The following is a 4,861-nucleotide window of genomic DNA, read 5'->3' as shown; positions in this document are numbered from 1 at the left end:
CTCGATTCTATTTTCTACTTCCTGATTTCTATTTCCTCGTTCCTTCGCCGTCACGTGCGACCATCACTGCCGCGCCCCCGCTTACCATTGATGGCACCACCACCACAAGGAGGCTCGCCGTGGAGGCCGCCGAGAGAGCTGCGCTATACTTCCTGACCGTGCACGAGGCAGCCGATCTGCTTGCCGGCCGCGAACTGTCGGCGGTCGAGCTGATGCGCGCGCTCTATGCTCGTATCGAGGCCGTGGACGAGCGCATCGGCGCCTACCTCACGCTGAGCCGCGTCGAAGCGCTGGCGCAGGCCGAGGCGGCGGACGCCCGCCTCCGCGCCGGCGAGGCCGGGCCGCTGACCGGCATTCCCGTGGCGCTGAAAGACGTGCTCAGCACCGAGGGCATCCGCACCACCTGCGGCTCGCGCATGCTGGAAAACTTCACGCCGCTCTACGACGGCACGGTGGTGAAGCGGCTGAAGGCAGCGGGCGCCGTGATCCTGGGCAAGACGAACATGGACGAGTTCGCCATGGGCTCGTCCAACGAGAACTCGGCCTTCTTTCCCGTGCACAACCCCTGGGATCTGGCAACCGTGCCCGGCGGCTCCTCGGGCGGCTCGGCGGCGGCCGTGGCGGCGGGCGAGGCGCTCTACGCGCTGGGCTCCGACACGGGCGGCAGCATCCGCCAGCCGGCGGCGCTCTGCGGCGTGGTGGGCGTGAAGCCGACGTATGGCCGCGTCAGCCGCTTCGGCCTCGTCGCTTTCGCCTCCTCGCTCGATCAGATCGGCCCGTTCACGCATGACGTGCAGGACGCTGCGACGGTGCTGAACGCGATCTGCGGCCACGATCCGCTCGACTCAACCTCGGCGCCGGTGGATGTTCCCGACTTCACGGCAGCACTGACCGGCGACGTGCGCGGCCTGCGCGTGGGCGTGCCGCGTGAGTACTTTGTCGAGGGCATGGACGCGCGCGTGCGGGCGCTGGTGGAAGATGCGATCCGCCAGTTCGAGCAACTGGGCGCCAGCATCGAGACGGACGTTTCACTGCCGAGCACGCCGCACGCGCTGGCGGTCTATTACATCATCGCGCCGAGCGAGGCTTCGGCGAACCTGGCCCGCTACGACGGCGTGAAGTACGGCTTCTCCGACCACGCCGGCCCGACGATGTGGGATGAGATGGAGCGCACCCGCCAGTTCGGCTTCGGCGACGAGGTGAAGCGCCGGATCATGCTCGGCACCTACGCGCTCTCCGCCGGCTACTACGACGCCTACTACGTGAAGGCGCAGCAGGTGCGCACGCTGATCCGCCGCGAGTTCGACGCGGCCTTCGAGCGCTTCGATGTGCTGCTGACGCCGACTTCGCCCACGGCCGCGTTCAGGCTGGGCGAGAAGACGGATGACCCACTGGCGATGTACCTCAACGACGTGTTCACGCTGCCGGTGAACATCGCTGGCCTGCCGGGCATCTCCGTGCCATGCGGCTTCGTGGACGGTTTGCCAGTGGGTCTGCAGGTGCTGGCGAAGCCGTTCGACGAAGTCACGATGCTCCGCGCCGCCCACGCCTACGAGCAGGCCACCGGCTGGTCGCAGCAGCGGCCAAGCCTGTGATACGCACAGCGGATGCCACCTGTTTATATGCTTGTGTTGGTAGCGTTCGAGGAGGAGCAGGAAACGTGATTGAGCTGCTGACGGTAGACGAAGCCTCCGCACGGTATGCGAACCAGTGGCTGCTCATGCGGGTCCACGAGTACAACGAGTACCAGAACCCATTCCGCGGGGAGATCCTCACCGTGGGCAAGCACCGGAGCGACATTCACGAAGCCGAGCTCGCCGCCGTCGCCGAGGCGCTGCGAACGGGGGGGAGTATCTACGTCTTTCGCAGTCGATACAGGGTGGCCCCCCGTCCTCCGGGAAGTGCGTTGTCGGGCAACGCGGCGAAGCCAGCTCGGCATCGCGACAATGGCCAGCGATAGCCTTCACATCCGGGTTGAGCGGCACGCTGCGGGCTTTCTCATGGTTCCATGCACCGTGGCAGTCTCCTCCGGCGCCGCCTCGATGCCGTACAGATTCGACCTTTTGCTGAACACCGGCCGGCCCATGTCGAACCTCAGCATTGAAGTCCGTGACGTGCTGGCGGGACTCGACGTGCTCGATGAGATCGCGCCGCGGATCTACCGCATCCGCGGCGTGCGGATGAGCGGACAACCTGTTCCACCTCTGATCGCGCGTGCGAGCCGCGGACCTCGCCTGCTCGGCTTCGACGGCATGCTCGGCCTGCAGTTCCTCGACCAGTTCGCCGAGGTCTGCTATGACCGCGCCGCAAGCCTGATCCGGCTCACGCGCTGACAACGCGGCTTAATGGGTGCGAACGGGCAGCGATCCAGGCCATTCCGGGTGGCGTGGGGCGGCGCGTTCCGCTAGGCTGGCGTATAGAGATTGTTGCAACCAGCAACGAGGGAGTCTGGCCGCGATGCTTTCCACCGGCGAGTTCGTCCGCCGACCGCTCACGTCGAGGCGGTGCGACGCGCTGCCGGCGTCCGGCATTCGCCGCTTCTTCGATATCATCGCCACGATGGACGACGTGATCTCGCTCGGCGTGGGCGAGCCGGATTTCGTCACGCCCGAGCAGATCCGCGAGGCCGCGATCCGCTCGATCAAGCAGGGCCACACCCACTACACCTCCAACTTCGGCATGATCCAGTTACGCGAGGCGATCGCGCACGACCTCGAGCGCCGCTTCGGCGCCATGTACGACCCCGCTACTGAGCTGATGTGTGTCAGCGGCGTCAGCGAAGGGCTCAACGTCGCCTGCCAGGCCGTGCTCGACCCCGGCGACGAAGTGCTCTCGCCCGACCCATACTACGTCGCCTATCCGCCAAATGTGATCATGGCCGGCGGCACATTCGTCGGCGTGCCGACTTACGAGGTCAACAACTTCAAGCTGCAGGTCGCTGACCTGGAGCGCTACGTCACGGACAAGACGCGGGCGCTGCTGATGGGCTACCCCGCCAACCCGACCGGCGCGACGATGACCCGCTCCGAGCTGCTGGCCGTCGCCGAGTTCGTCAAAGAGCGCGACCTGGTTGTGATCATCGACGAGATCTACGCGCGGCTGAACTACAACGGCCAGCACACCTGCTTCGCGGCCCTGCCCGGCATGAAGGAGCGCACGATCCTGCTCGGCGGCTTCTCCAAGGCGTACGCGATGACCGGCTGGCGGCTGGGCTACGTGGCGGCGCCAGCAGAAGCGCTCGAAGCGATGATGAAGATCCACCAATACTTGATGATGTCCGCGCCCACCCCCGCGCAGTACGCCGCGCTCGAGGCGCTGCGCACCGGCGAGGAGGACGTGCAACTGATGCTGGCCGAGTACGACCGCCGGCGACAATTGGTGGTGAGCCGCTTCAACGGCATGGGGTTGCACTGCTTCGAGCCGCGCGGCGCCTTTTACGCCTTCCCCGACATCTCTTCGACCGCCCTGGACGACGAGTCGTTCGCCGAGCGGCTGCTGTTCGAGGAGCGCGTGGCCGTCGTGCCCGGCTCGGCCTTCGGCGAGTGCGGCAAGGGCCATGTGCGCGCCTGCTACGCCACGTCGTATGAGAAGCTGGTGGAGGCGCTGGACCGCATCGAGAGCTTCGTGCGGCGCTGTCACGCCGAGCGGGCCAACGCCACGTGAGCGACGACGACACTTCCGGCTCCGGCGCGGAGGGCGAGCTCGAGCTGCGCATCCTGCAGGCCGCCGTCGCGGACAACGGCGACGGTTCGTATGAGCTGCGCCTGCTCACCTCGCGCGGCGAGCTGGGCGGCCTGCTGCACCCCTGCGAGGGTGGTACCTCGGCCGTGGTCTTTCTCGGCGGCGCGGCGCGCGGGCTGGGCGGGCCGGGCAGCGTCTACGCGCGGCTGGCCGCAAACCTGACCGCCGCGCGCATCACGAGCCTACGGCTGCAGATGCGCCGGCCCGACCCCGATCCGGCCTCGTTTCAAGAGTGCGTGCTCGATGCGCTGGCAGGCGTCAGCTTCCTGCGCGGCATCGGCGCCGAGCGCATCGTGCTGGCCGGCGTGAGCTACGGCGGCGGCGTGGCGATCCGTGCCGGCGCCTTAAGCGAGAGCGTCTGCGCCGTGGCCGCGATCTCCACGCAGACCTTCGGCAGCGAGGCCGCACCGCAATTGGCGCCGCGACCGCTGCTGCTGGTGCACGGCCTGGACGACGACCAGTTCTCACCCGCCATTGCCCAGCAGATCTATGACCGCGCCGGCGAGCCGAAGCGCCTGGTGCTGCTTGGCGGCGTCGATCACTTCTGGCGTGAAGGGCGCGAGGAGCTGTTCGACCTGCTGCGCGGCTGGATCGGACGGGTGGCCGCGGTTTGAAATCTTAGACTGCGTCGCCCTGGCCTCGCCCGCTACGCCGTCTCGAACGCCTCGGCCGTGCCCGCCGGGTGCTGCGCCCACTCCTCGCCGCCGGGGTTGAGCTGGCCGGAATGGCCCGGGCGCTCCCGACCCGGCACCGCTGGTCCGCTGGGGCCGGGTACACGGCCGCCGCTCCAGCCGCCGCCGCGGGGTTGCCAGGCGCCTGGTTGTGCTCGCTGATCCGGCATCGCTCGGCCTCGTTTCTCTCCACGCACTCCTACCCGCGTTCGGGTGCGCACAGGGAAGCAGATTCGGCGAGAAAGACCATTCCCCGTCCGGAGTAGATTTCGGCGGGCGTGCCCGGCGTTGCGGCGAGATGCCCCTTCGTGTAGTGGTTCAGGACAGGTGAGACAGTGACGGGTCATGCCGGCTGGGTCAGGTGCTCCTCAGCGTACTTCGCCGGGGGCTTGTCGCCCAGCGCACTGTGCAAGCGGGCGCCGTTGTCGTGGCGCACGTAGGCCTGCAAT

At 67.8% G+C, this 4,861-nt stretch carries 6 protein-coding genes; 5 read left to right on the top strand and 1 reads right to left on the bottom strand.

Going from position 1 to position 4,861, the window contains the following annotated elements:
- Positions 1-119: 119 nt before the first annotated feature.
- The 5 genes from gatA to VKV26_00115 all read left to right on the top strand — a co-directional run bounded on the left by gatA (position 120) and on the right by VKV26_00115 (position 4,355).
- A complete protein-coding gene (gene gatA, locus VKV26_00135; protein HLZ68292.1) occupies positions 120-1,595 on the top strand; it encodes an Asp-tRNA(Asn)/Glu-tRNA(Gln) amidotransferase subunit GatA in 1,476 nt (491 codons plus the stop codon).
- Between the two features lie 65 nt (positions 1,596-1,660).
- Positions 1,661-1,960 (top strand): hypothetical protein, encoded by a 300-nt coding sequence (locus tag VKV26_00130; protein HLZ68291.1) that lies wholly within the window; start codon positions 1,661-1,663, stop codon positions 1,958-1,960.
- A gap of 82 nt (positions 1,961-2,042) precedes the next feature.
- Entirely contained in the window at positions 2,043-2,333 is a 291-nt protein-coding gene (locus VKV26_00125; GenBank protein ID HLZ68290.1) for a hypothetical protein, read from the top strand.
- A 124-nt stretch (positions 2,334-2,457) separates the two neighbouring features.
- Positions 2,458-3,663, top strand: a complete 1,206-nt coding sequence (locus VKV26_00120; protein HLZ68289.1) for an aminotransferase class I/II-fold pyridoxal phosphate-dependent enzyme — start codon at positions 2,458-2,460, stop codon at positions 3,661-3,663.
- Positions 3,660-4,355, top strand: a complete 696-nt coding sequence (locus tag VKV26_00115) for an alpha/beta hydrolase (GenBank protein ID HLZ68288.1) — start codon at positions 3,660-3,662, stop codon at positions 4,353-4,355. The genes VKV26_00120 and VKV26_00115 overlap by 4 nt, the downstream gene beginning before the upstream one ends.
- 32 nt (positions 4,356-4,387) lie before the next feature.
- On the opposite strand, the gene VKV26_00110 is transcribed toward VKV26_00115, so the two are convergent.
- Positions 4,388-4,582, bottom strand: coding sequence for a hypothetical protein (locus tag VKV26_00110; protein HLZ68287.1), 195 nt, complete (start codon positions 4,580-4,582; stop codon positions 4,388-4,390).
- Positions 4,583-4,861 lie beyond the last annotated feature (279 nt).

The organism is Dehalococcoidia bacterium, assembly GCA_035310145.1.
In the GTDB taxonomy this organism is placed as follows: Bacteria; Chloroflexota; Dehalococcoidia; order CAUJGQ01; family CAUJGQ01; genus CALFMN01.
The sequence above is the reverse complement of the archived record's forward strand: the minus strand, read 5'-3'. Positions and strand labels throughout refer to the sequence as shown.

Excerpts from the sequence above, each read along its gene's own strand:
- VKV26_00125 (HLZ68290.1), top strand. The coding sequence starts at position 2,043 with ATGCCGTACAGATTCGACCTTTTGCTGAACACCGGCCGGCCCATGTCG.
- VKV26_00120 (HLZ68289.1), top strand. The coding sequence starts at position 2,458 with ATGCTTTCCACCGGCGAGTTCGTCCGCCGACCGCTCACGTCGAGGCGG.
- VKV26_00110 (HLZ68287.1), bottom strand. The coding sequence starts at position 4,582 with ATGCCGGATCAGCGAGCACAACCAGGCGCCTGGCAACCCCGCGGCGGC.